26 protein-coding genes and 3 tRNA genes are annotated in these 22,336 nt (G+C 67.0%); 18 read left to right on the forward strand and 11 right to left on the reverse strand.

Annotation, left to right across the window (positions count from 1 at the left end):
- The first annotated feature begins 192 nt into the window (after positions 1-192).
- Both AC1M14_RS21855 and AC1M14_RS21860 read left to right on the forward strand, forming a co-directional pair.
- Positions 193-1,341, forward strand: a complete 1,149-nt coding sequence (locus AC1M14_RS21855) for a glycosyltransferase family 4 protein (protein ID WP_111826459.1) — start codon at positions 193-195, stop codon at positions 1,339-1,341.
- 1 nt (position 1,342) lies between these two features.
- Entirely contained in the window at positions 1,343-1,729 is a 387-nt protein-coding gene (locus tag AC1M14_RS21860; protein WP_479730453.1) for a DoxX family protein, read from the forward strand.
- Positions 1,730-1,736: 7 nt separating this feature from the next.
- On the opposite strand, the gene AC1M14_RS21865 is transcribed toward AC1M14_RS21860, so the two are convergent.
- Both AC1M14_RS21865 and AC1M14_RS21870 read right to left on the reverse strand, forming a co-directional pair.
- Positions 1,737-2,795, reverse strand: a complete 1,059-nt coding sequence (locus AC1M14_RS21865; protein WP_479730454.1) for a 2Fe-2S iron-sulfur cluster-binding protein — start codon at positions 2,793-2,795, stop codon at positions 1,737-1,739.
- Between the two features lie 9 nt (positions 2,796-2,804).
- Positions 2,805-3,827 carry a hypothetical protein gene (locus AC1M14_RS21870; protein WP_111826456.1) on the reverse strand — a complete coding sequence of 341 codons (1,023 nt, stop codon included), beginning with the start codon at positions 3,825-3,827 and terminating at the stop codon, positions 2,805-2,807.
- A gap of 298 nt (positions 3,828-4,125) precedes the next feature.
- On the opposite strand from AC1M14_RS21870, the gene AC1M14_RS21875 reads away from it, so the two are divergent.
- The 5 genes from AC1M14_RS21875 (at position 4,126) to AC1M14_RS21895 (ending at position 5,954) form a co-directional block, all read left to right on the forward strand.
- A tRNA-Gly gene (locus AC1M14_RS21875) sits at positions 4,126-4,201 on the forward strand.
- Positions 4,202-4,367: 166 nt separating this feature from the next.
- On the forward strand, positions 4,368-4,940 hold the full coding sequence (locus AC1M14_RS21880) for a ProQ/FinO family protein (protein ID WP_102775636.1): 573 nt from the start codon (positions 4,368-4,370) through the stop codon (positions 4,938-4,940).
- Between the two features lie 123 nt (positions 4,941-5,063).
- Positions 5,064-5,139 (forward strand) — tRNA-Gly (locus AC1M14_RS21885).
- Between the two features lie 55 nt (positions 5,140-5,194).
- Positions 5,195-5,268, forward strand: a tRNA-Cys gene (locus AC1M14_RS21890).
- Between the two features lie 86 nt (positions 5,269-5,354).
- The gene (locus AC1M14_RS21895; protein WP_479730455.1) at positions 5,355-5,954 is read left to right on the forward strand and encodes a DUF2946 family protein; all 600 of its coding nucleotides are present in this window, start codon (positions 5,355-5,357) and stop codon (positions 5,952-5,954) included.
- A gap of 8 nt (positions 5,955-5,962) precedes the next feature.
- Here the strand turns inward: AC1M14_RS21895 and AC1M14_RS21900 are convergent, their stop codons facing one another.
- Both AC1M14_RS21900 and AC1M14_RS21905 read right to left on the reverse strand, forming a co-directional pair.
- Positions 5,963-6,430 carry a nuclear transport factor 2 family protein gene (locus AC1M14_RS21900; protein WP_111826454.1) on the reverse strand — a complete coding sequence of 156 codons (468 nt, stop codon included), beginning with the start codon at positions 6,428-6,430 and terminating at the stop codon, positions 5,963-5,965.
- A 54-nt stretch (positions 6,431-6,484) separates the two neighbouring features.
- A complete protein-coding gene (locus AC1M14_RS21905; RefSeq protein WP_479730456.1) occupies positions 6,485-6,886 on the reverse strand; it encodes a DoxX family protein in 402 nt (133 codons plus the stop codon).
- Positions 6,887-6,990: 104 nt separating this feature from the next.
- Between AC1M14_RS21905 and AC1M14_RS21910 the strand changes: the two genes are divergently transcribed.
- From AC1M14_RS21910 to AC1M14_RS21930, 5 genes are read left to right on the forward strand one after another with little or no spacing between them, the layout of a single operon-like run.
- Positions 6,991-7,923 (forward strand): LysR family transcriptional regulator, encoded by a 933-nt coding sequence (locus AC1M14_RS21910; RefSeq protein WP_479730457.1) that lies wholly within the window; start codon positions 6,991-6,993, stop codon positions 7,921-7,923.
- A gap of 10 nt (positions 7,924-7,933) precedes the next feature.
- On the forward strand, positions 7,934-8,515 hold the full coding sequence (locus tag AC1M14_RS21915; protein WP_102775606.1) for an NUDIX hydrolase: 582 nt from the start codon (positions 7,934-7,936) through the stop codon (positions 8,513-8,515).
- Entirely contained in the window at positions 8,512-9,285 is a 774-nt protein-coding gene (gene aat, locus AC1M14_RS21920; RefSeq protein ID WP_479730458.1) for a leucyl/phenylalanyl-tRNA--protein transferase, read from the forward strand. Before AC1M14_RS21915 ends, aat begins: the two co-directional genes overlap by 4 nt.
- A 40-nt stretch (positions 9,286-9,325) precedes the next feature.
- Positions 9,326-10,063, forward strand: coding sequence for an arginyltransferase (locus AC1M14_RS21925; protein WP_102775604.1), 738 nt, complete (start codon positions 9,326-9,328; stop codon positions 10,061-10,063).
- A gap of 50 nt (positions 10,064-10,113) precedes the next feature.
- Positions 10,114-11,154: a quinone-dependent dihydroorotate dehydrogenase gene (locus tag AC1M14_RS21930; protein ID WP_102775603.1), complete on the forward strand. Its 1,041-nt coding sequence runs from the start codon at positions 10,114-10,116 to the stop codon at positions 11,152-11,154.
- A 124-nt stretch (positions 11,155-11,278) separates the two neighbouring features.
- Here the strand turns inward: AC1M14_RS21930 and AC1M14_RS21935 are convergent, their stop codons facing one another.
- Positions 11,279-11,860 (reverse strand): phasin family protein, encoded by a 582-nt coding sequence (locus AC1M14_RS21935; RefSeq protein WP_102775602.1) that lies wholly within the window; start codon positions 11,858-11,860, stop codon positions 11,279-11,281.
- A 384-nt stretch (positions 11,861-12,244) separates the two neighbouring features.
- On the opposite strand from AC1M14_RS21935, the gene AC1M14_RS21940 reads away from it, so the two are divergent.
- The gene (locus AC1M14_RS21940; RefSeq protein ID WP_102775601.1) at positions 12,245-13,222 is read left to right on the forward strand and encodes a tripartite tricarboxylate transporter substrate binding protein BugD; all 978 of its coding nucleotides are present in this window, start codon (positions 12,245-12,247) and stop codon (positions 13,220-13,222) included.
- A gap of 73 nt (positions 13,223-13,295) precedes the next feature.
- Here the strand turns inward: AC1M14_RS21940 and AC1M14_RS21945 are convergent, their stop codons facing one another.
- From AC1M14_RS21945 to AC1M14_RS21955, 3 genes are all read right to left on the reverse strand, one after another.
- Positions 13,296-14,159: an IclR family transcriptional regulator gene (locus AC1M14_RS21945; protein ID WP_102775600.1), complete on the reverse strand. Its 864-nt coding sequence runs from the start codon at positions 14,157-14,159 to the stop codon at positions 13,296-13,298.
- A gap of 145 nt (positions 14,160-14,304) precedes the next feature.
- Positions 14,305-15,120 (reverse strand): competence/damage-inducible protein A, encoded by an 816-nt coding sequence (locus tag AC1M14_RS21950; RefSeq protein WP_102775599.1) that lies wholly within the window; start codon positions 15,118-15,120, stop codon positions 14,305-14,307.
- A 33-nt stretch (positions 15,121-15,153) separates the two neighbouring features.
- A complete protein-coding gene (locus tag AC1M14_RS21955; protein WP_102775598.1) occupies positions 15,154-15,963 on the reverse strand; it encodes an EI24 domain-containing protein in 810 nt (269 codons plus the stop codon).
- Positions 15,964-16,027: 64 nt separating this feature from the next.
- Between AC1M14_RS21955 and AC1M14_RS21960 the strand changes: the two genes are divergently transcribed.
- Positions 16,028-16,411: a thioredoxin family protein gene (locus AC1M14_RS21960; RefSeq protein ID WP_479730459.1), complete on the forward strand. Its 384-nt coding sequence runs from the start codon at positions 16,028-16,030 to the stop codon at positions 16,409-16,411.
- 66 nt (positions 16,412-16,477) lie between these two features.
- Here AC1M14_RS21960 and AC1M14_RS21965 read toward each other — a convergent pair whose 3' ends face one another.
- The 3 genes from AC1M14_RS21965 to AC1M14_RS21975 all read right to left on the reverse strand — a co-directional run bounded on the left by AC1M14_RS21965 (position 16,478) and on the right by AC1M14_RS21975 (position 19,336).
- Positions 16,478-17,929: a DEAD/DEAH box helicase gene (locus AC1M14_RS21965; RefSeq protein WP_102775596.1), complete on the reverse strand. Its 1,452-nt coding sequence runs from the start codon at positions 17,927-17,929 to the stop codon at positions 16,478-16,480.
- A 325-nt stretch (positions 17,930-18,254) separates the two neighbouring features.
- Positions 18,255-18,590 carry an AzlD domain-containing protein gene (locus tag AC1M14_RS21970; RefSeq protein ID WP_102775595.1) on the reverse strand — a complete coding sequence of 112 codons (336 nt, stop codon included), beginning with the start codon at positions 18,588-18,590 and terminating at the stop codon, positions 18,255-18,257.
- Complete coding sequence (locus AC1M14_RS21975) at positions 18,587-19,336, reverse strand: AzlC family ABC transporter permease (protein WP_168202235.1); 750 nt, start codon at positions 19,334-19,336, stop codon at positions 18,587-18,589. Before AC1M14_RS21975 ends, AC1M14_RS21970 begins: the two co-directional genes overlap by 4 nt.
- Positions 19,337-19,539: 203 nt before the next feature.
- Between AC1M14_RS21975 and AC1M14_RS21980 the strand changes: the two genes are divergently transcribed.
- The 4 genes from AC1M14_RS21980 (at position 19,540) to AC1M14_RS21995 (ending at position 22,336) form a co-directional block, all read left to right on the forward strand.
- Entirely contained in the window at positions 19,540-20,460 is a 921-nt protein-coding gene (locus tag AC1M14_RS21980; protein WP_102775593.1) for a branched-chain amino acid transaminase, read from the forward strand.
- Between the two features lie 79 nt (positions 20,461-20,539).
- Positions 20,540-20,761 (forward strand): zinc-finger domain-containing protein, encoded by a 222-nt coding sequence (locus tag AC1M14_RS21985; RefSeq protein ID WP_102775592.1) that lies wholly within the window; start codon positions 20,540-20,542, stop codon positions 20,759-20,761.
- A gap of 34 nt (positions 20,762-20,795) precedes the next feature.
- Entirely contained in the window at positions 20,796-21,218 is a 423-nt protein-coding gene (locus AC1M14_RS21990; protein ID WP_102775591.1) for a YybH family protein, read from the forward strand.
- A 17-nt stretch (positions 21,219-21,235) separates the two neighbouring features.
- The gene (locus AC1M14_RS21995; protein WP_111826453.1) at positions 21,236-22,336 is read left to right on the forward strand and encodes a YheT family hydrolase; all 1,101 of its coding nucleotides are present in this window, start codon (positions 21,236-21,238) and stop codon (positions 22,334-22,336) included.

A 22,336-nucleotide genomic window follows, 5' to 3' on the forward strand; every position in this document is an offset into this window, starting at 1 on the left:
TCACGGGGCGCCTCCTGAATTTATACCGCCGGCGCCGTCAGCAGCATGACTCGAACCTGACGCAATTGTCAGGAAACGGGCCGGTCAGCCTGCCGTCATGTTCGTGTCAGGCCTGGGTCACGCTGGGGTCAGCGGCCCTTGCATAGAGTGCGGAAACATGCACATCCGGCGGGAAATGCGGGCCCGAGATCCATGAAGATTCTGTACACCAACTACCACAAAGGCGACGGCGGCGGCCACACCACTTACCTGTCCACCCTCATCCGGCAGCTGGGCGGGCTGCACAACCTGACGCTTGCCGTGCCCGCGTCGAGCCGGCTTTACCGCGATTCCAGCCTGGCCGGCATGAGCCGCAAGGTGGCGGTGGAATACTCCAGCCGCATCTGGCGCACGCCCGCGCTGGTCGCCCGGCTGAAGGCGCTCATGGAGGCGGAGCGCTTTCACATCGTGCACGTCAACGGCCCGCTGGACCACCGCTGCGTGATGCTGGCGCGCATGCGCATGCGCGGGCCGCGCCCCCGCATCGTCTACACCAAGCACGACAACCATGAAATTTCCGGGCTGGGCGCGCGGCTGCGCGCCGGCCTGGGCACCGACCAGGTCATCGCGGTATGCGACGACACGGCGCGCAGGCTGCGCGCCTCGCCCTATGCGCGCTGCCCCATAAGCACCATCAAGAACGGCGTGGACACGGAATACTACCGGCCGCGCCCGCCCTCGGACTCCCCGGTATGGCCCATCCCGATCCGGGGCCGCCTGGTGATCGGCAGCAACGCCGGCACGGCGGACTACAAGAACTGGCTGCACATGGTGGAGGCGGTGGCGCTGCTGCCACGGCACCTGCGCGAACAGGCGCTGGTGGCGGTCGCCGGCCAGCCGCCCAGCGCCGCGCAGCTCGCGCGCATCCAGGAACTGGACATGATGGGCCAGGTGTACTACGCGGGGCTACTCACCGACGTGCGGCCTTTCGTGGCGGAGTTCGACCTGGGCTTCGTGCTGTCCAGCCGCATCGAGACCATCTCGTTCGCCTGCCGCGAAATGATGGCCATGGGCAAGCCGGTCATGGTGAGCCGCTACGCGGGCCTGCCCGAGAACATCGACGACGGCGTGAACGGCTGGTTAGTGAAGCCATCCTCGCCGCAGGACATCGCGCAATGCCTGACCCGCATTCTTGCGCAGCGGCCGCGGCTCGACGCCATGAGCCAGGAGGCCCGCGCCAAGAGCGTGGCCGAATTCGGCGTGCAGGGTTTCGTCGCACAGACACAGCAGTTGTACGCCGACCTGCTCGCCGCGCAGAACGTCCACCACGCAACCATCACATCACCACAAGGAGCAAAGTGACATGGACCAAAACCGCCTTCAACTCGCCGCACGCCTGCTGCTGGCCTTGCTTTTCCTGGTCGCGGGCATCAGGAAGGCCCTCGCCTTCGGCGGCACGGCGGGCTATTTCGCCAAGCTCGGCCTGCCGGCGCCCGAGCTTCTGGCGATCATGGTGATCCTGGTGGAAATCGGCGGGGCCGTCGCCGTGGCGCTGGGCTGGCGGCTGCGCGACGTGGCGCTGGCGATGGGCGCGTTCACGGTGCTCACGGCCTTCATCGGCCATCCGTTCTGGGCCGCGGAACCGGCGCAGTTCTCCGGCCAGCTGAACAACTTCCTGAAGAACCTGGCGATCGCGGGCGGCTTTCTGCTGCTGGCCGCGCCGGCTTTCAGGCCGGCGCCGCGCCGATAGCGCCCCGTCAGGCCGCGGCGCCCGACAGCAAATGGGCGTCGTCGGCCACCGTGGGCCGCTGCTGGGCGTGGAAACCTTCGGTGTAGATCGCGTCCGGTTGCGCGCCCAGGCGCGTGGCCGCGGCCACGGCCGAGCCGACGAAACCGGGACTGCCGGCGGCGAACACCGTGTGCCGCGACAGGTCCGCCGCCACCTCCGCCAGCACGTCCTGGACGTGGCCCGCGAGGCAGCCGTCGCGCTGCTCGCGGGTCAGCGCGATGCGGTAATCGAACTTGCGGTGACGGGCTCGCCACCACGCCAGCATGCCCAGCCCGTATACGTCGGCATGGGTGCGCGCCGACACCACCAGCATGACGCGCTGGCGAAAGCCGCGGCGCATGGCCGCTTCGGTCAGCGCCAGGATGGGCGCCAGCCCGGTGCCGGCGGCCAGGCACAGTATCGGCGCGTCCACGGCGGGATCGCCGATGAAAGTGCCGTAGGGGCCGGCCAGCTTGATGTTGTCGCCCGGCATCAGCGTATCGTGCGCCCACACGCTGGTGGCGCCGCCGTCCTGGCGCGCGATCTGCAGCACCAGTTCGCCGTCGGGCCGCGGCGCGTTGGAGATCGAGTACGCGCGCGGCGCGACGCCCGCGCCGGGGTCGCCCAGCATCACGTACTGGCCGGGCCAGTAGCGCATGGGCTTGCCCAGCGGCCGCAGGCGCAGCTCCATGACGCGCGGGGCCAGCGGCCGTTTGTCGGTGACCACGAACAGCTGGTTTTCGCGCGGCGGAAACAGCTTGGGCCGCGCGTCGGCCGTGCCCCATTCGATCTCCAGCGCGTCGTCCAGCGGCTTGGCCATGCACATGAGGCCGTAGCCCTGGGCGCGCTCCTGCGGGGTCAAGGCCATGTCCAGCACGGTACCCTGATCGAACGCGCCGGCGAGCACCTTGACCTTGCATTCGCCGCAGGCGCCGGCGCGGCAGTTGTTGGGCAGGGCGTAGCCCGCCCGCTCCAGCGCCGTCAGCACGGTGTCGCCGGGCAGGCATTCCACCGTCCGGCCGGAGGGTTGTATGGTGATGGTAGTCATGTCATGAGGTCAGAACACCGGGATGATGTCTTCCAGGTCCACGTCCGACACTTCCTGGCCGGTGATGCCGACTTCGGGGATGGCGGGGAACGGAATGTTGTAGCGGTCCAGCACGCCTTTCAGGTTGAGCATGGCGTTGCGCCAGTTCTCCAGCTTGGCCTCATGGGTGGGAATGCCGAAGCCGGCCTCGCGCGCCACTTCCTCGGCCTCGCGCTGGTTGGCGATGAAGTCGGCCGGCAGGTCCCAGAACTCCATCGGCGGCTCGAACAGCACGGCCGACAGGAACAGATAGCCGGCGCGGATCTGCTTGGTCACCACCGCCTTGACGTCGTCCTTCAGGCCGGGATAGTCGCGCTCCATCACGGCCATACAGATGGCCATGTGGCGGCCCTCGTCGCGGCCGATGTTCTTGAAACCTTCCTTGAACACGGCTTCGCGCGAGTTTTCGTACATCTGCTTGAAGATCGTGGCGGCCGCGATCTCGCCCATCAGGAACGAACTGAACAGCACCGCGAGATCGTATTTCGGCACCGCCTTCTTGTAGCCCGTCCAGTAGCGCGAGCCGTTGAAGTACAGCCACTGCGCGTTCTTCTGCAGCCGCTTGCCGAGTTCGGTCTTGGGCGTGTAGGTGAGCGGGTCGGGATGCTCCAGCAGCCGCGTGATGGCCAGACCGCACATGATCTCGTGGTTCTGTTCGTCGCGCGTGACCGAGAAAAAACATTTGCGCACGACGTCCTCTTCATGGACCTCGTAGGTCTTGACCAGGGCCTCGGCGAATACCGGCGGCGCCGACGCGTCGAACACCGACAACAGCGTCCACCAATAGGCGATCGCCTCGCGTTCTTCCCAGCTGTAGCTTTCCAGGTCCAGGGTGTCCCAGGGCAGTTTCTCCGGGTCCCAGTTCTCTCGCAGGGATGCTTCCCAGACCTCCTGAAGTTTGCGGGTCTTGCAGACCCACGACAGCGGATAGACGTTGGGCTGCTCTATCGGCGGCGGCAGTTCCTGCGTGGCGGCATAACGTTGCTTTTCCATGGCTTTCCTCTCCTCCTTGATCGGATGGGCGTCGTGCGATCGCGAAGTGTCGCGACCCGATTAAGTGATACTGAATTTTTTGTTATCTACATTTTTCTGTATCACTTAATTCGAAGCAGAGTATGGGACCAGCCGCCCGGCCCTGTCCATCAACACATGCGCAGAATCTTGATGTGGATCAATCTCAATGGGCCGTCGCCTGCGCGGCTGGCGTTTCCGAAAAAATTGGGTATACTTCCGCCTCGCTTGCCACAAGCCGCCGCCGGTCCCCGTGATCGCAGACGGTCCAGGCAACGATGCGGGAGTAGCTCAGTTGGTAGAGCGCAACCTTGCCAAGGTTGAGGTCGCGAGTTCGAGACTCGTCTCCCGCTCCAGATTTCGATTTCCGAAAACGCATGCGCGGTTTTTGGGAAATCCCGGTGAAAAGGGCCCTCGGGCCCTTTTTTTATCGCCCGGCCCATCCGCAACCACTCGCAGTGCCCCGGTCACGGACATGGGGTAACCTTCTGGTTGCACAAGTCAGAGGTGTTGGAAAGAACAATGGGTTTTGAAAAACTTGCCGACCTGCGAGAGCAGCTCCGGGCGCAAGCCCAGCAAGCGGCGCCAGCCCAACCGAAAGCCGCAGGCCAGTCGAAAAAGCGCGATGCCGCCAAGCAGCAACGCAATCCCGCCCGCAAGCAGGAGGCCAGGAAGCGCGAGCCGGTCGATCCCACGATCGAGGCGATCTGGCGCCTGCAGAAGCAGTTCCCGCTGGCCTTCCCCAAGAATCCCGCGCCCAAGGTGCCGCTCAAGGAGGGCATCCTGGCCGATGCCGCCCAACACCTCGAAGCGCTGTCCATGACGCAGGAACAGCTCAAGCTGGCCATCGCCGAATGGTGCAAGGGCAGCCGCTACTGGGCCTGCCTGACCGAAGACGCGCCGCGCATCGACCTGCAAGGCCAGCCCGTGGGCAAGGTGACCGCACAGCAGGCCGCCTACGCGCGCCGCCAGGCCAGCCGCCGCCCCGCCGGCAAGCCGCGCGCCAAGGCCGCGCCCGCGCCGAAGCCCGATGCGGCCGCCGACGCCGCGCCGCAGGCCGAGGCTGAAGCCGCGCCCGCGGCGGAAACGCACTGAATCCCGTTATTGGCACAAGTCCGAAATTCTGTGTATAATCGCTGTCTTTGGTGAACACGGCCTTTTTCTTGAAAAAGAAAAACGCACCAAAAACACATGCAGGGCATCGAATGCAATGCATATGCGGGAGTAGCTCAGTTGGTAGAGCGCAACCTTGCCAAGGTTGAGGTCGCGAGTTCGAGACTCGTCTCCCGCTCCAAATTATAAAAAGGAAGCAACGGCCTATACCGAGCTTCCTTTTTTCTTGAAATGCTGGCGCAATGGCAGAGTGGTTATGCAGCGGATTGCAAATCCGTGTACGTCGGTTCGATTCCGGCTTGCGCCTCCAGCAGCTTCTCCAGTCTCCCCCCTTTTCCGCTATTCTTGCCTGCTGACCATCGGCTGCGCGACGCATGCCATTGCGGCACGGGGAATATGGACCAATCAGTAAAAGACGCTCTCGCCCGCTGGCCCGACGTGCCCGCGGTGTACGGCTGGCTGTCGCTGGACGCCAGGGGCCGCTGGCGGCTGCATCCGCAGGGCCTGTCCGCGCAGGGCGGGCCGGGCGAATCCATTACCAACAGCCAGATCCTGGCGTTCATCAACCGCAATTACGAACATGACGAGGCCGGCCGCTGGTATTTCCAGAACGGCCCGCAGCGCGTGTACCTGCGCCTGGATGCCGCGCCCTACGTGTTGCGGCTCGACGATGAGGCCGGCGCCCTGCTCACCCACACGGACGCCGCGGTCGAGGCGGTGACCGGCTGGCGGCTGGACGATGCCGGCCGGCTTTACGCCATGACACCGCTGGGCGCGGGCGTCGTGCTGGACCGCGACCTGCCGCCGCTGCTGGAAAAGCTGGTCACCGGCGACGGCGCGCCGCTGCTGGAAGCGCTGGACGAGCTGGCGCCCGGCGGCGCGATCCAGGTCGCATGGCCCGGCGCCTATCCGGCCGCGCCGCTGGCGCCGGTCGCGCAGGCCGACGTCGCGCGGGAGCTGGGGTTCGATCCCGATCCCCGGCCGCCCGCGGCCTGAGCGGCGGCTCAGAACATGCCGTTGGCGTTGGCGGACCGCTCGGGGATGGGCTGGACCGCATCCCAGTGCTCGACGATCTTGCCCTGTTCCAGGCGGAAGATATCGATGATGGCGCTGCCGCGCGTGCCGGGTTCGCGCACCGCGTGCACATGCAGGATCACGTAGTCCCCGTCGGTGAAGGCGCGCTTGATCTCGCTCCGGGACTGCGGATACTTGTCGCGCAGAAAGGCGATGAACTTGCGAAAGCCGTCCGGCCCGTCTTCCGCGTTCGGGTTGTGCTGCACATAGCGGTCGCCCACGTATTTCAGCGCCGCCTCGGCATCCTTCTGGTTCAGGCCCTTCTCGTAGAAGGCCAGCACCGCCGCCTTGTTGGCGGCTTCCTGTTCGGCCGACGCATGGGCGGCCAATGGCGACAGCGCGGCGGCCAGCAGCGACGCGGCCGCGGCGCGCTTGAGAAACGACAGGGGCAAGGACATGGCAACTCCGGTGTTTGGGGACGACCGTTCCATTCTATGGGCCGCGCGCGGCGCTCAGCCGCGGCGGCTGCCGTACAGCGCGAATTTGCCGTCGCCCAGCAGCGCCAGCGCGGCAGCCGCCACGGTCAGGAAGACCGGGTATTCCCAGCCGCCGCCCGGGTTGCCGGAGCTCCAGCCGTTGCCGAAATGCACGGTCGAGGCCACCAATAGCTGCACCGCGGCGATGGTGGCGATCCAGCGCGGCACCACGCCCAGGATCAGCAACACGCCGGCGCCGATCTCGAAGAAGGTCACCGGATAGGCCAGCCAGCCGGCGAAGCCGATCTTGGCGAAGAACTGGGCCGTGCCGGGCAGCGTGAACACCAGCAGCTTGGTCAGGCCATGGGCCAGAAACATGGCGCCTAGCGCCAAGCGCAGCAGCAGCGCGGCATAGGGCGCGGTACGGGTATCAACCATTGCACTCTCCTGGAGCGATCATTCGGGAGCGCTATTCTTGCGATTCCAAAAACAATGATAAAGATGGAGAATCGCAAATTATTGTTCCTCGATAGGAAACAATCTTGGACACGCATACCGCCATGCAGACCTACGCCAAGGTGGTGGAACTGGGCTCGTTCGCGGCGGCGGCCGACAAGCTGGGCCTGGCCCGTTCCGTCGTCACGCGCCAGATCGCCTACCTGGAGCAGCGCTACGGCGTGCGGCTGCTGAACCGCACGACCCGCAAGCTCAGCATGACCGACGCCGGCCGCGCGTTCTACGAGCGCGTGCGCCCCATCCTGGCCGAAGTGGCGGACCTGGAGCAGTCGCTGCAGGCCGAGGGCCAGCGTCCCAGCGGCCGGCTGCGCGTCAGCGCGCCGGTGTCCTTCGGCATCCTGCACCTGGGCCCTGCCATCGCCGAATACCTGCAGCGCTATCCCGACGTGGTCATCGACCTGGACCTGAACGACCGCGTTGTCGACCTGGTGGAAGACGGCTTCGACGTGGCGGTGCGCATCGGCCCGCTGCTGGACTCTTCGCTGGTGGCGCGTCCGCTGGCGCCGCAGCAGCTGCTGGTGTGCGCGGCCCCGTCCTATCTGGCGCGCCACGGCACGCCGCAAAGCCCGGAAGAACTCAGGCAGCATCGCTGCCTGCACTACGCCTACGCCAGCACCGGCAACGAATGGCATTTCGAGAAGGACGGCGTGACCCACCTGGTGCGCGTGAACGCCGCGCTGCGCGCCAATAACGGCGACGTGCTGCGCACCGCGGCGCTGGCCGGGCACGGCATCATCCTGCAGCCCGACTTCCTGGTGGGCGAAGACGTGCGCGCCGGACGGCTGGTGGCGCTGCTGACCGACTACGCGCACACCCCGATCTCCATGTACGCGCTCTACCCGCACCGGCGCTTTCTGTCGCCCAAGGTGCGGTCCTTCGTCGAACACCTGGAAGCGCGCTACGGGGCGGCGCCCCCGCCCGTGCCGGGCCGGCGCGCCAGTCCCCGCCGCAGCCGGTAGAATCCTACCCATGACCGCCAAATCGCCCATCGAATACTTCCCCGCGCCGCGCCGTTCGCATTTCTGCAGCCAATGCGGCTCGCCCGTCAATCGCCGGGTGCCCGAGGGCGACAACCGCGAACGCGACATCTGCGACCACTGCGGGGCCATCCACTACCAGAACCCCCGCCTCGTGGTCGGCACCGTGCCGGTCTGGGAAAACCGCGTGCTGCTGTGCCGGCGCGCGATCGAGCCGCGCTACAACACCTGGACGCTGCCCGCCGGCTTCATGGAACTGGGCGAAAGCACGGCGCAGGGCGCCGCGCGCGAAACGCTGGAAGAAGCCGGCGCCCGCATCCAGCTGGGCGAGCTCTACACCGTCATCGACCTGCCGCAGATCGACCAGGTGCACGTGTTCTACCTGGCCCAGGCCCTGTCGCCCGACCTGGACCCCGGCCCCGAGAGCCTGGAAGCGCGCTACTACGAAGAATCCGAAATCCCCTGGGACGACCTGGCGTTCCGCACCGTGGCCACCACGCTGCGCCACTATTTCGAGGACCGCAAGTCCGGCGTGTTCTCGCCTCACCACTACACCCTAGAATCGCACCGTTGAAACTGCCCTGGCTCGCCGTCGATACGCCGTTCCCGCCTGCCGAGTTCGCGCTGACGGACCCCGACGGCCTGCTGGCCGCGGGCGCTGACCTGTCCATCCCGCGGCTGATCCAGGCTTACTCCAACGGCATCTTCCCGTGGTATTCGGAAGGCGAGCCCATTCTGTGGTGGAGCCCCGATCCGCGCATGGTGCTGGCGGTCAGGGATTTCGCGCCCTCGCACTCGCTGCGCAAGCTGCTGCGCAGGCTCGCGCGCGAGGAGGCCGCGGGCCAGGCCCGCGTGCAGGTGCGCGTGGACACCGCGTTCGAGCGGGTCATGGCCGCCTGCGCCGCGCCGCGCGACGGCCAGCCCGGCACCTGGATCACCGGCGCGATGCAGCAGGCCTACCGCGCCTGGCACGAGGCCGGCTACGTGCACAGCATCGAAACCTGGATCGATGGCGAACTGGCCGGCGGCCTGTATGGCATCAGCCTGGGCCGCATGTTCTTCGGCGAATCCATGTTCGTCCGCCGCCCCGACGCCTCCAAGGTGGCGCTGGCCTACCTGGTGCGCTACCTGGCCGCGCACGGCGTGCAGCGCATCGACTGCCAGCAGCAGACCCGCCACCTGGCGAGCCTGGGCGCGCGCCCGATCTCGCGCGTCGCGTTCCTGCAGCATGTGCGCGGCGCCACCGCGCAGCCCGGGCCGCCGTGGACGCGCGGCACGCTCGACAGCGCCGGACGCCTGCATCCGGACGGCGCCTGCGGACCGGGGAACGGCGTTACTATGTAGCCGTCCCGTCGCGGACTCGCCGCCGTCTTCCGGGATCGCCATGAGCCAGCTTAAAGAACTTCCCTTCTCGACCCTGCAGTTCTACGCAACCGCTCCCTACCCCTGCAGCTATCTGCCTGGCCGCCAGGCCCGCTCGCAGGTCGCCGCGCCCGGTCACCTGATCAACGCGGGCACGTACTCGCAGCTGGTGGAACAGGGCTTTCGCCGCAGCGGGCTGTTCACCTACCGCCCCCATTGCGACAACTGTCAGGCCTGCATTCCGGTGCGGGTGGACGCGGCCGGCTTCGCGCCCAACCGCAGCCAGCGCCGCGCCTGGCGCGCGCACCAGGACCTGCAGTCCTTCGTCGCCGAACTGGCCTGGTCGCCCGAGCACTACCGGCTCTATACGCGCTACCAGCAAGGCCGCCATCCCGGCGGCGGCATGGATGAGGACAGCCGCACCCAGTATGCGCAATTCCTGCTCACCAGCCGCGTCAATACCCGGCTGGTGGAATTCCGCAGCCCCGAGGGCGAGCTGGTCATGGTGTCCATCATCGACGTGCTGGACGACGGCCTGTCCTCGGTCTACACGTTCTACGACCCGGACCACCCCGGCAGCCTCGGCACCTACAGCATCCTGTGGCAGGTCGAGCAATGCCGCATCCTGAACCTGCCCTGGCTGTACCTGGGCTACTGGATCGCCGCCAGCCGCAAGATGTCCTACAAGTCGAATTTCCATCCCGCGCAGTTCCTGGTCGACGGCGCCTGGCGCGACCAGCCCGAACCGCCGGCCGCCTGATCCCGGCGGCGGGCGCAGGGCCGGCCGAATTCGCTCTACAATTCCGCCCCATGTCTATTCTCTTCCACGCCTATCCCCTGGCCCGCCCGGCGCTGTTCGCCATGGACGCGGAAACCGCCCACGAAGTCACTTTGTCGGGGCTGCAGCGCGCCTATGACTGCGGCGCCACGCGCAAGCTGCTGCACGCGCAGCCCAAGGCGCCGTGCACGCTGATGGGGATGCAGCTGGCCAACCCGATCGGGCTGGCCGCGGGGCTGGACAAGAACGGCGCCTATATCGACGCGCTCGGGAACCTGGGATTCGGCTTCATCGAAGTGGGCACGGTCACGCCGCGCGCCCAGCCCGGCAATCCCAAGCCGCGCATGTTCCGGCTGCCGCGCGCCAACGCGCTCATCAACCGGCTGGGCTTCAACAACCAGGGCCTGCCGGCCTTCCTGGCCAACGTGCAGCGCAGCACCTGGCGCACCCAGGGCGGCATCCTGGGCCTGAACATCGGCAAGAATGCCGACACCCCGATAGAACGCGCGGCCGACGACTACCTGATCGGCCTGGAAGGCGTGTATCCGCACGCGGACTACGTGACGGTCAATATCTCGTCGCCCAACACCAAGAACCTGCGCGCGCTGCAGGGCGGCGACGAACTGTCGGCGCTGCTGGCGCAGCTGGCCGACAAGCGCAAGGCGCTGGAAGACCGGCACCAGCGCCGCGTGCCGATGGCGGTGAAGATCGCCCCGGACCTCACGCAGGAACAGATCGACGCCATCGCCGACGCCCTGCCGCGCCACGGCATCGACGGCGTCATCGCCACCAACACCACGCTCTCGCGCGACGCGGTCGCCGGCCAGCCGCATGCCGAAGAAGCCGGCGGCCTGTCGGGCGCGCCGGTGCACGAACTGTCGCTGGCAGTCATCCGCCGGCTCAAGCAGCAATTGGGAAGCAGCCTGGCCATCATCGGGGTGGGCGGGGTGATGTCGGGCCGCCAGGCCCGCGAGAAGCTGGAAGCCGGCGCCGATGCGGTGCAGCTCTATACCGGCCTGATCTACCGCGGCCCGGCCCTGGTGGGCGAATGCGTGCGGGCGGTGGCCCGCTGACCGGGAAAAAAAAGGGGCCACCCATCGGGTGGCCCTAATTCCAGCTCTGCTCTGTCACTCAACAGTACTACATTACTGCGGTTTGCGCACTAGCGGTTTGCGCGCCGGTGCGCGCGCCAAAGGCTCAGGCGGCGCTGCGGCGGCTGCGGCTGGCGACCTTGTTGGCGGCCTCGGCAGCGTCGGTGGCGGCCTTGAACGTGGCGTTGGCGGCGGCGTTCAGGTTCGACTCGGCGACTTCGGCGGCCTGCTTGGCGGCCTTGCTCATCGAATCGTAGGCGCTGGTCGCGGTGGCCAGCGAGGACTTGATCAGGGCGACGGCGCTTTCGGAGCCGGTCGGGGCGTTCTTGGAGAACTGGTCGACCACTTCGCTCAGCTGTTGCTGGCTTTCGGCGATCTGTTCTTCGGTCAGCTTGACCAGGCTGCCTTGCACGCCGGCGACGATGTCGTACACGTGCTTGGTGTAGGCCATGGCCTTTTCGGCGCCCGGCTGCAGTAGGCCCGAGGCGAAAGCGGCGGCTTCCTGCGGGTCCTTCAGTTCGGCGGCTTGCTGCGACTTCTGGGCGACTTCGTCCAGGGTGGCCTTGACGACCTTCAGGTTCAGCTCGACCAGCTTTTCGAAACCGGCGAACACAGCCGATTGAGCGGCCACGAGGGTGTTGATGTTGGCCTTTTGACGGTCCAGGACTTGTTGCGGAATGGCGCTCATAGAATGCTCCTTGGGAGGTAGCCGGGGGGCGATCCGGCAAATAAGGATTGGTTGTCTGCGACGAAGGGGTAAACGTGCGCGGAAACTGGTACTACAAGCTACCGCCGGCTCGTTTGATGCACTGCACAATTGCCATTCTAGGCTGGGAAAAAAACTTGTCAAGGAGTTTTTGTGCGGCGCAATAAATGATTGCACTTTCCCGGCGAGGCCCCGCGGACCGGCGTTTGATCCAAGACAAACAGCCCCCCGCTTGGGGAAAAACCGGACGTGACGGCGTATCAATTCTTTTCTACACTGCTTTCACGCCGCTGAAAAAAACATAATCGACAAGTCAGCCGGCAATAACTAAATCGCAGCAAGCAAAACCCTGCAACTGGAGACTCCATGACCCTCATTCCCCGCACGCTGTCGGCCCTGCTCGCCGCAAGCGCCATGCTCGCTGCCGGCGCAGCCCAGGCGGAATACCCGGATCGCCCCGTCAATATGGTGGTGCCTTTCGCCGCAGGCGGCCCGACGGACAACGTCGCGCGCTCGCTGGCCGAGGCCATGCGGACCGCGCTGGGCCAGACAGTCGTGGTCGAAAACAAGGGCGGCGCCGGCGGCACGATCGGCACCACCCAGGTGGCGCGCGCGCAGCCCGACGGCTATTCCGTCCTGCTGATGCACGCCGGTTTTTCGACGGCGCCGTCGCTGTATAAGAACCCCGGGTATGACCCCTACAAGAGCTTCGAGCCCATCGGCCTGGTGGTCGACGTGCCGATGACCATCATCGCGCGCTCGGACTTCCCGCCCAACAACATCCAGGAACTGGCCGACTACGTCAAAAAGAACAAGGACAAGGTCTCGCTGGCCAACGCCGGTATCGGCGCCGCCAGCCACCTGTGCGGCACCATGCTGGTCGAAGCGCTGGGCGTGCAGCTGCTGACCATCCCGTACAAGGGCACCGCGCCGGCCATGAACGACCTGCTGGGCAAGCAGGTGGACCTGCTCTGCGACCAGACCACCAACACCACGCAGCAGATCGACAGCGGCAAGGTCAAGGCCTACGCTGTCACCAGCCTGAAGCGCGTGCCCACGCTGCCCAAGCTGCCGACCATGGACGAGTCCGGCTACAAGGGCTTCGAAGTCGGCATCTGGCATGGCATGTGGGTGCCGAAGGGCACGCCCAAGCCGGTCGTGGACAAGCTGGTCAAGAGCCTGCAGGCCGGCCTGGCCGACCCCAAGTTCCAGGAACGCATGAAGCAGCTGGGCGCCACGGTCCTGACGGCCGAAGCCAACCCGCAGGCGCTGGAAGCCAAGGTCAAGCAGCAGGTCCCGCAATGGGCCGAGCTGTTCAAGAAGGCCGGCGTCGAAGCGCAATAAGGCCGCCTCGCCCGCTCAGGCGGATGCAAAAAAGAAAAGCCCCGCGGGGCTTTTCTTTTTGAGCGCGGGACGGTCAGCCCCTGAGCGCCTCGGCCGCCATGCCCAGCCCGTTGAAGCTGGCGGACACCGACGGCTCGTAGCCCAGCGCCTCGGAGATGCTGGCGGCGGTGTCCACCAGCGCCTTGATCCATTCGTCCTGCAGGCGTTCGGCCGGCGCCGAGATCGACAGCCCGGCCACCAGCTTGCCGGTATCGTCGAATATGCCCGCGGCGATGCAGCGCACGCCCAGTTCGAGCTCTTCGTTGTCGCGCGCATAGCCGTGGCGGCGCACCAGCGCCAGCTCGCGCTCCAGGCGGTCCAGGTCGGTGATGCTGTTGCGCGTGTGGCCGGCCAGCCCGGTGCGCAGCGCGTAGGCGCGCACCAGGCGCGCATCGCCGGTGGACAGGAACAGCTTGCCGGTGGAGGTCAGGTGCAGCGGCGCGCGTCCGCCGATGGCGCGCACCACCTGCATGCCCGAGCGCTCGCTCCAGGCGCGGTCGATGTACACGATCTCGTCGCCCTGCTGCACCGACAGGTTGATGGTCTGCCCAGTCAGCTTGTGCAGCGAACGCATGGCGGAGATGGCCGCCTCGCGCACGTTCAGGCGCCCCTTGACCAGCGAGCCCAGCTCCAGCAGGCGCATGCCCAGCTGGTACAGGCCGTTGTCGACCCGCTCGACGTACCGGCCGACCACCAGATCGTTGAGGATGCGGTGCGCGGTGGACGCGTGCAGGCCCGTGGTGGCGGACAATTCCTTGAGCGTCACGGGGTCCGGCTGCGCGGCCAGGGCGTCGAGCAGGCGCATGGCGCGCTCGATCACCTGGATGGCGATGGGATGGGCGGAAGCGCCTTCGGTTTCGGCGTCCAGGGGATTGCGGGAGGGCGAAAGACGGGCCATGGGATGATGTGGGTCTGCGCCGCAGGCGAACTGCTTGCGGCGACGCAACAAACATTTCTATCCCGTATTGTGAAATTTACCAGCCTGTTTGGCAATGGATTTTTCGTAAATAAAACGGGGCCACACCTTATCCGCCTGCCGGCCGTCAGACGCCGGCCGGCGCTTCCAGCTTGCCGCCCAGGCGCAGGACCTCGGCCCGCAGGAAGGCCAGGGCCTCGGCCGCGCCCTCGGGCTCGCCCTTCACGCCCAGCTCGATATGCGGGGCGCCGCCGGTCTCGCCGACGCTGGGCAGGCTGAAGGCGCGCACGCCCGGCCAGCGCGTTTCCACGCTGACCATGGCCGGCGTGATGCGCGACTCCGGCATGCCGAACACCAGGAAGGAATGCTCGGCGTGGACGCGCACATGCTGCAGCGCACGATAGCGGGTGTCCAGCGTCCATTCCAGCATCGGCCAGGCCATGACGGGAAAGCCGGGCACGAAGGTATGGTCGCGGATGAAGAAGCCCGGAATCCGGTTGTAGGGGTTGGGCACGATCTCGCAGCCCTGTGGGAACACGCCCATCTGCAGGCGCTGCTGGTTCTCGGGCGCGCTCATGTCGGCCGTGCCCTGCCCTTTGGCGGCCAGCTCGGCGGTGCGCTGGGCGATGGCCTGCTCGGCCTCGGGATGCAGCGCCAGCGGCAGGTCCAGCGCGGCGGCCGCTGCCTGCCGGGTGTGGTCGTCCGGCGTGCCGCCGATGCCGCCGCAGGAGAACACCACGTCGCCCGAGGCGAAGCTGCGGCGGTACGCCGCCGTCAGCGTGTCGCGGTCGTCGGGCAGGATCTCGGTCCAGCCCAGCTGCATGCCGCGCGCGCCCAGCAGCTCGACGACTTTGGAAAAATGCTTGTCCTGACGGCGGCCCGAGAGGATTTCATCCCCCACGATGATGAGGCCGATGCGGCGGGCGGCGGGTTCTGCGGCCATGTACGGTTCCAGAGTGGTGAGAAGAATGACGCCTCAGGCGTCGATGACGCGGTCCTGGCGCAGGCGCTTGAGCGCCTCCAGTCCGTAGTGCGCGTAGACCAGGGCCGAGAACACCGGCAGGATGATCCACGCCGGCGGCAACAGGTTCAGCAGCGAGCAGATCAGCCCGATGGTCCAGAAGCCGCCGTTGTTGCGTTCCAGGATGAGCTTGCGCTCGGCCGGGCTGGCATGTTCGACGATGGCGTCCACGCGCATCATGCGCGAAAACGCGAAGGCCCACCAGAAGATAGACAGCACCACCGCCATCGGCGGCACCAGCCACAGCGGCAAGGTCAGCGTCCAGCCCACGGCGAAGGCGACCGACACCCACACCGCGTTCCAGACGCTGACCGCGGTGGAAAACTTGCCCTGCCGGCTGACCGACGCGTACTCGCGCTGGCCCACGTGGCGCAGCACCAGCGGCATGACGAAGACGGCGGCGATGGCCAGCCCCAGAATGCCCGAGACCGGCAGCAGGATGGCCGCGGCGATGACCGGGATCAGATAGATCTTGAGCGAGAACAGGCCGACGGCGACCAGCCATTCGTCGACCCGGTTGACCACGTCCCAGTGCGAGACCTCGGCGCGCAGCCAATCGGTCAGCGGCGTCCAGAACAGCCACAGCAGCAGGAAGGCGCCCACCAGCGCGATCAGGAAAGGCAGCAGGACCGCGAACAGCATCGTCGGGTGGCATTGCGACACCAGCGCGCGCTTGAACGCCTGGCCCACGTTGGCCGCGCCCGCGCCGGCGCTGGAAAGACGGTCCTGCTCGGGCGTGGGGGAATCGGTGCGCATAACGGTCATGGCGTGGACAAAGAGGCGGTGGACATCCCGGGTATGATAGTCAAACACGCCTCGATCTGCCCACATGTCTCTACTCGTACCCGATACCGATCAGGCCGCGCTGCGGGCGCGCCTGGCCTCGTCGCCCGACACCTGGCTGGTCGCCTGTTTCTGCGCGGCCTGGTGCGATACCTGCGAACGGTACAAGCCCAAGCTGCAGGCGCTGGCCCAGGCCATGCCGCAACACGTCTTCGCATGGATAGACATCGAAGACCACGCGGAGCTGCTGGGCGAGGAAGACGTGGAGAACTTCCCCACGCTGCTGGTGCAGATCGGCCCGCGCGTGGTGTTCTACGGACCCATGCTGCCGCACATCGGCCATCTCGAGCGCCTGCTCGAAAGCCTGGACGAAAACAGCGCGACGGTGCAGACGGCGCTGCCCGACCTGCCGCGGCTGCTGGCCGCCTGAAGCGCCCGTCCATAAAAAAACCGCAAGGCCTCGCATCGAGGGCTTGCGGTTTTTTCATGGGAGGACTCAGGGCTTGCGGCTGCCGCCCAGCAGCACGGCGAGCTGCCGCTTGGGCGCCGACGGGTTGCTCTTGGGCGCGGCGGGCGCTTCGGCCGGCGCCGACGGCGCCGAGGGCTCGTAGGGCTTGAGGAAGAAATCGTCCACCGGCTGGCGCGGCGCGCCAGCGTAGCTGGAGCGGCGATCGCCCGAACGGCCGCGTTCGCCGCGGCCTTCGCGCGAGGACGAGCCGCCGCGGCGGTCGTCGCTGCGGCGGTGGCTGCGCGCCACCAGGTCGGCCGGCACGTCCAGCGTGCCGCGCGGCACTTCGCGCTTGATCAGCTTTTCGATGTCGAGCAGGAAGCGTTCTTCGTCGGGCGTGAACAGCGCGATGGCCTCGCCCGAGGCGCCGGCGCGGCCGGTGCGGCCGATGCGGTGCACGTAGTCTTCGGCGTTGTACGGCAGGTCGTAGTTGATGACGCAGGGCACGCCGGCCACGTCCAGGCCGCGCGCGGCCACGTCGGTGGCCACCAGCACTTCCAGCTCGCCGGCCTTGAAGGCTTCCAGCGCCTTCATGCGGTCGGCCTGGGTCTTGTCGCCGTGGATCGATTCGGCCTTGACGCCGTCGCGCTCCAGCTCGCGCGCCAGGCGCGCGGTGCCGATCTTGGTGTTCGAGAACACGATGACCTGCTTCAGTCCGCGCGACTTCACCAGATGCACGACGGCGGCGCGCTTGGCGTCGCTGGGCATCTTGTAGGCGATCTGCGTGATCGTCGCGGCGGTGGCGTTGCGCGCGGCGACTTCGATTTCGACCGGATGGTTCAGGTAGGAACGGCCGAGCTTGCGGATCTCGTTGCTGAACGTGGCGGAGAACAGCAGGCCCTGGCGCTGCGCGGGCAGCAGCCGGATGATGCGTTCGAGGTCGGGCAGAAAGCCCATGTCCAGCATGCGGTCGGCTTCGTCCAGCACCAGGATGCCGACCTGGCTGAGATTCACGTTCTTCTGCTCGACGTGGTCGAGCAGGCGGCCCGGCGTGGCCACCAGCACTTCGCAGCCGCGGCGCAGAGCTTCTTTCTGCGGCCCGATGTCCACGCCGCCGAACACCACCGCGCTGCGCAGCGGCGTCTGCTTGCTGTAGCGCTTGACGCTTTCGTACACCTGGTCCGCGAGTTCGCGCGTGGGCGTGAGGATCAGCGCGCGCACCGGATGGCGCGCGGGCGATGCGCTGGTGTTGGCCAGCGGCATGAGGCGGTGCAGGATGGGCAGCGTGAAGGCCGCCGTCTTGCCTGTGCCGGTCTGCGCCGCGCCCATGACGTCGCGCCCTTCCACCACTACGGGGATGGCCTGGGCCTGGATGGGCGTGGGAGTCGTGTAGCCGGTTTCGGCGATGGACTGCAACAGCAGGGGATGCAGCCCGAAGTCGGCGAACGTCGGCGCGGGCGCTTCGGAGGCGGGTGCTACGGGTTGAGTGGATTCAGTCATCAGGGTTAGGCAGATACCGGGACCAATGAAAAAGAACAAAACGAGAGTGCTGCACGCACTGCCCTGCATATGCATCGGGACAGCCTGAACACGCGCCATGTGGGTCCTGCCCTTGCAGGCCAGGCGGCGCGTTCTGGATTCGATACCTATGAGGGCAGTACCAGGCCCGGATTGCTGTGTATCGGCTGATTTTAGCGCAGCCGGATTACGCCGCTGTCAAACCGGCTTTCGAAAGCCGTTACAAGGCCCCTGCGCGGCCGGATGCAAGCGTCCGGCAGGCAGGCCGGAAGCGTCCACCTGATGGACGCCCGGAACGGAACGGCCGTCAACCCGCCAGCCAGCGCAGGCCCCACAGGGCCAGCATGCCGACGATGATGACCAGCACCGCGCTGCGGGTGCGCAGGAACACCAGCACCGCCAGCACGCCGGCCACCAGTTTGTAGTCGAACACCGGGCCCAGCCCGGCCTTCCAGGGCAGCAGATCGGGCACGATGATGGCGGTCAGGGCGGCCGCGGGCGCGTAGCGCAGCGCCCGCCGCACGCCTTCGGGCAGCGGGATGTAGTCGCCGAACAGCATGAAGCCGGCGCGGGTCAGCACGCTGCACAGCGCCAGCAGCAGGATGGCGGAATAGACGTAGATCTCGGAAGGCCAGAGGGTCATGCGCGGCCCTTGAAGAAGCGTTCCGCCCAGATGCCGGCGACCACGCCGGCCACGACGGCGGCCGCCAGGCCCAGGCGCAGCGGCAGCGCCTGGCCGACCCAGGCGACCACGCCGGCGGCCAGCATGGAGACCAGCATGGGACGCGAGTTGGCCAGCGGCACCGTGATCGCCAGCAGCGCCAGCACCGCCGCGAAGTCCAGCGACCAGGCGGCGGGCACCATCGTGCCCAGGTAGATGCCGATGATGGAAGACCCCTGCCACACGAACCAGCCCGGCGTGATGACGCCGATGAAGTACCAGAGCTGCTCGCGCGTGCCGCGCTCGGCGGCGTCGCCATAGCGCGGCATGAACAGCACGAAGCCCATGTCGGTGGTGAAATAACCCAGGCCCAGCCGCTTGGGCCAGGAAAGATGGCGGAAATAAGGCTGCAGGGCCGCGCCGAAGATCAGGAACCGCAGGTTGACCACGCAGCCGGCGGCGAAGATCAGCCACAGCGGCGCGCCGGTGGCGATCAGCGGCAGCGAGGTCAGCTGGGCCGAGCCCGCGTACAGCAGCAGCGTCATGGCCAGCGCCATGGATTCGGTCAGGCCCGATTTGACCATCGCCACGCCGGTGACCAGGCCCCAGGTGGCCGTGGCGATCAGGGCCGGCACGATGGCGTGGACGCCGGCACGGAAGGCGGTGACGCGTTCCCGCCGGTGCACGGCCGGGTCTTCGGTTTCGGAAAGCGCAGATTCAGAGGACAACGGCAGCCCCCTGGCGATTCGGACAGGACGACATGGAAACTCTAAGGAAAGGAACGCACGACAACCCGTTCGCCCGCCGGCGGCACAATGCGCTGGCGGCGCCGCGCCAGGGCGCGGAATAGGCGCGTATTGTACCCTCGCTGCTTGATACAATATGCGCCTCTATAGAGGAGCAGACGGGAAGCAGACCCGGGGAGAAGACCATGTCGATGGCAGACCGCGACGGATTCATCTGGTATGACGGCAAACTCGTCCCGTGGCGGGACGCAACCACGCACGTCCTGACCCATTCCCTGCACTACGGCCTGTCGGTATTCGAAGGCGTGCGCGCCTACCGCTCCGAGATCGGCACCGCCATCTTCCGCCTCGAAGACCACACCAACCGTCTGTTCAACTCGGCGCACATCTACCAGATCCCCATGCCTTTCGATCGCGACACGATCAATGAGGCCCAGCGGACGGTGGTGCGCGAAAACCAGCTCGAATCCGGCTATCTGCGCCCCCTGGTGTTCTACGGTCCGGAAAAAATGGGCGTGTCCCCCAAGGGCGCGCGCGTGCACGTGGCCATCGCCGCCTGGCCCTGGGGCGCCTACCTGGGCGAAGAAGCCCTGTCGCAGGGCATCCGGGTCAAGGTGTCGTCCTATGCGCGCCAGCACGTGAACGTCACCATGCCGCGCGCCAAGGTGGCCACCACCTACGCCAATTCCATCCTCGCCAACACCGAGGCCCTGCAGGACGGCTACGACGAAGCCCTGCTGCTGGATACCGAGGGTTTCGTGGCCGAGGGTTCGGGCGAGAATCTTTTCATCGTCAAGGACGGCGTGCTCTGCGAGCCCGAGATCGCCTCCGCCCTGACCGGCATCACCCGCAGCACCATCCACGCGCTGGCGGCCGACTTCGGCCTGCGCGTGGTCACCAAGCGCCTGACCCGCGACGACGTCTACATTGCCGACGAGGCCTTTTTCACCGGCACCGCCGCCGAAGTCACGCCCATCCGCGAGGTCGACAACCGCCAGATCGGCTCCGGCCGGCGCGGCCCCATCACCGAACAGCTGCAGAAAGCGTTTTTTGACATGGTGAATGGACGCAACCCGAAGTACCATCACTGGCTGAGCAAAGTCTGATCCCAGCGGCCCGGCCCGCGATCGGGCCGCGCCATCGCCACAACCTGCCGTTTACCGGTTTTTTTATTCAGGAATATCCATGACCGCTGCTGCCCCGGCCGCCGTCCCCCACTCCCACGAAGTCATCGAAGTCGGCGCCGAAGACCTGCCCGTTTTCTGCCCCGGCCCCAAGGCGCCGCTCTGGAGCATGCACCCGCGCGTCTTCCTGGACGTGGCCCGCACCGGTTCGGCCAGCTGCGCCTATTGCGGCGCCCAGTACCGCCTGAAGCCCGGCACCGTGCTGCACGGCCACGGGCACTGAGCCGGCCTTACAACGCATACCCGTTTCCGTCACCATGTTCGCCACGCCCGAAGAAGCAGAACACGCGTTCTACGAAGCCCTGGAACAGGCGGACAGCGTTCGCCTGATGCAGATCTGGGCCGACGACGAAGAGGTCGTCTGCATCCATCCGGGAGGCCTGCGCATCGTCGGGCACTCGGCGGTGCAGGAGTCGTGGCAGCAGGTGCTGGCCAACGGCCCCCTGCACATCCGCCCGCTGCGCCCGCTGGTCATGCAAAGCATGATGTGCGCGGTGCACGTGCTGGTCGAACAGGTGGCGATGCGCACCCGGGAAGGCACGCAATTCGCCAATTGCTACGCCACCAACATCTACCACAAGGGCCCCACGGGGTGGCGCATGGTCATGCACCACGCTTCGCCGGCGCCCACGGAAGCCGGGGTGCTCGACCTGCACGACGTACCCGACATGCTGCATTGACCGGGGTGGATTTCTCGTTGGCCGCTGCTCGCCTGGATACAACACCCTGCCCCGTTCCTTCCTGGCTGCCCGGAGGCGATAGCCAGACGGTCTATGCCGCCCTGTTCGCGCAGTACCACCGCATCGCCTTCGTGCGCGAGCGGGTCGATACACCCGACACCGACTTCGTCGATTTCGACTGGACCGGCCCGGGGCTGTTTCCGCACAAGGCCGCCGACGGCGCGCCGGTCAGCGGCCAGCGTCCGGTGGCCAACGGCAAGACCGCCGCGGCCAGGTGGATGACCGAAGCCGACTGGCAATCCCTGCCGCACAACCCCGACACCCCCGCCCTGATCCTGTTCCACGGCCTGGAAGGCGGCAGCAGCAGCCGCTACGCGCAGTCCATCGCGCACCATTTCCGCGCGCGCGGCTGGATCGTGGTGATCGCGCACTTCCGCGGCTGCTCGGGCGTGCCGAACCGCCTGGCGCGGGCCTATTACTCGGGCGATTCGGCCGAGGTGGGCTTCATGCTGGAGACCGTGCGCCAGCGCATCCCGCACGCGCGCTGGCATGCCGTGGGCGTCTCGCTGGGCGGCAACGCGCTGCTGAAGTACCTGGGGGAGCACCACGAGGAAACCCGCTGGCTGAACGCCTGCGCGGGCGTCTCGGCGCCGCTGGACCTGGTGGCCTGCGGCAAGACCCTGTCCACGGGCGTCTTCAACCGCCGCGTCTATACCGCGCATTTCCTGAAGACGCTCAAGCACAAGGTGCTGGAGAAGGCGCACCGCTTTCCGGGCGCCGTCGACGTCATGCGCATCGCGCACGCGCACGACCTGCGCGAATTCGACGACACCTACACGGCGCCCATGCACGGTTTTCGCAACGCGCTCGATTACTGGACGCGCGCCTCCAGCAAGCCCTGGCTGCCGAAGATCGCCGTGCCCACGCTGGTGCTCAATGCGCGCAACGACCCCTTCATCCCGGCCGCCTCGCTGCCCACGCCGCAGGACTGCTCGCCTTCCATCCTGCTGCACCAACCTACGGACGGCGGGCACGCGGGCTTTCCCACGGGCAGCTTCCCGGCCCACCTGAACTGGCTGCCGCAGCGGCTGGGGCGCTTTTTCGAAACCGGGCTGTAG

It is taken from the genome of Achromobacter sp. SX5 (assembly GCF_056711425.1).

Bases quoted from the DNA above. Each gene is read 5' to 3' on its own strand.
- AC1M14_RS21855 (WP_111826459.1), top strand. From the start codon at position 193: ATGAAGATTCTGTACACCAACTACCACAAAGGCGACGGCGGCGGCCAC.
- AC1M14_RS21860 (WP_479730453.1), top strand. From the start codon at position 1,343: ATGGACCAAAACCGCCTTCAACTCGCCGCACGCCTGCTGCTGGCCTTG.
- AC1M14_RS21865 (WP_479730454.1), bottom strand. From the start codon at position 2,795: ATGACTACCATCACCATACAACCCTCCGGCCGGACGGTGGAATGCCTG.
- AC1M14_RS21870 (WP_111826456.1), bottom strand. From the start codon at position 3,827: ATGGAAAAGCAACGTTATGCCGCCACGCAGGAACTGCCGCCGCCGATA.
- AC1M14_RS21880 (WP_102775636.1), top strand. From the start codon at position 4,368: ATGGGTTTTGAAAAACTTGCCGACCTGCGAGAGCAGCTCCGGGCGCAA.
- AC1M14_RS21895 (WP_479730455.1), top strand. From the start codon at position 5,355: ATGGACCAATCAGTAAAAGACGCTCTCGCCCGCTGGCCCGACGTGCCC.
- AC1M14_RS21900 (WP_111826454.1), bottom strand. From the start codon at position 6,430: ATGTCCTTGCCCCTGTCGTTTCTCAAGCGCGCCGCGGCCGCGTCGCTG.
- AC1M14_RS21905 (WP_479730456.1), bottom strand. From the start codon at position 6,886: ATGGTTGATACCCGTACCGCGCCCTATGCCGCGCTGCTGCTGCGCTTG.
- AC1M14_RS21915 (WP_102775606.1), top strand. From the start codon at position 7,934: ATGACCGCCAAATCGCCCATCGAATACTTCCCCGCGCCGCGCCGTTCG.
- AC1M14_RS21925 (WP_102775604.1), top strand. From the start codon at position 9,326: ATGAGCCAGCTTAAAGAACTTCCCTTCTCGACCCTGCAGTTCTACGCA.
- AC1M14_RS21930 (WP_102775603.1), top strand. From the start codon at position 10,114: ATGTCTATTCTCTTCCACGCCTATCCCCTGGCCCGCCCGGCGCTGTTC.
- AC1M14_RS21935 (WP_102775602.1), bottom strand. From the start codon at position 11,860: ATGAGCGCCATTCCGCAACAAGTCCTGGACCGTCAAAAGGCCAACATC.
- AC1M14_RS21940 (WP_102775601.1), top strand. From the start codon at position 12,245: ATGACCCTCATTCCCCGCACGCTGTCGGCCCTGCTCGCCGCAAGCGCC.
- AC1M14_RS21945 (WP_102775600.1), bottom strand. From the start codon at position 14,159: ATGGCCCGTCTTTCGCCCTCCCGCAATCCCCTGGACGCCGAAACCGAA.
- AC1M14_RS21950 (WP_102775599.1), bottom strand. From the start codon at position 15,120: ATGGCCGCAGAACCCGCCGCCCGCCGCATCGGCCTCATCATCGTGGGG.
- AC1M14_RS21955 (WP_102775598.1), bottom strand. From the start codon at position 15,963: ATGACCGTTATGCGCACCGATTCCCCCACGCCCGAGCAGGACCGTCTT.
- AC1M14_RS21960 (WP_479730459.1), top strand. From the start codon at position 16,028: ATGTCTCTACTCGTACCCGATACCGATCAGGCCGCGCTGCGGGCGCGC.
- AC1M14_RS21965 (WP_102775596.1), bottom strand. From the start codon at position 17,929: ATGACTGAATCCACTCAACCCGTAGCACCCGCCTCCGAAGCGCCCGCG.
- AC1M14_RS21970 (WP_102775595.1), bottom strand. From the start codon at position 18,590: ATGACCCTCTGGCCTTCCGAGATCTACGTCTATTCCGCCATCCTGCTG.
- AC1M14_RS21980 (WP_102775593.1), top strand. From the start codon at position 19,540: ATGTCGATGGCAGACCGCGACGGATTCATCTGGTATGACGGCAAACTC.
- AC1M14_RS21985 (WP_102775592.1), top strand. From the start codon at position 20,540: ATGACCGCTGCTGCCCCGGCCGCCGTCCCCCACTCCCACGAAGTCATC.
- AC1M14_RS21990 (WP_102775591.1), top strand. From the start codon at position 20,796: ATGTTCGCCACGCCCGAAGAAGCAGAACACGCGTTCTACGAAGCCCTG.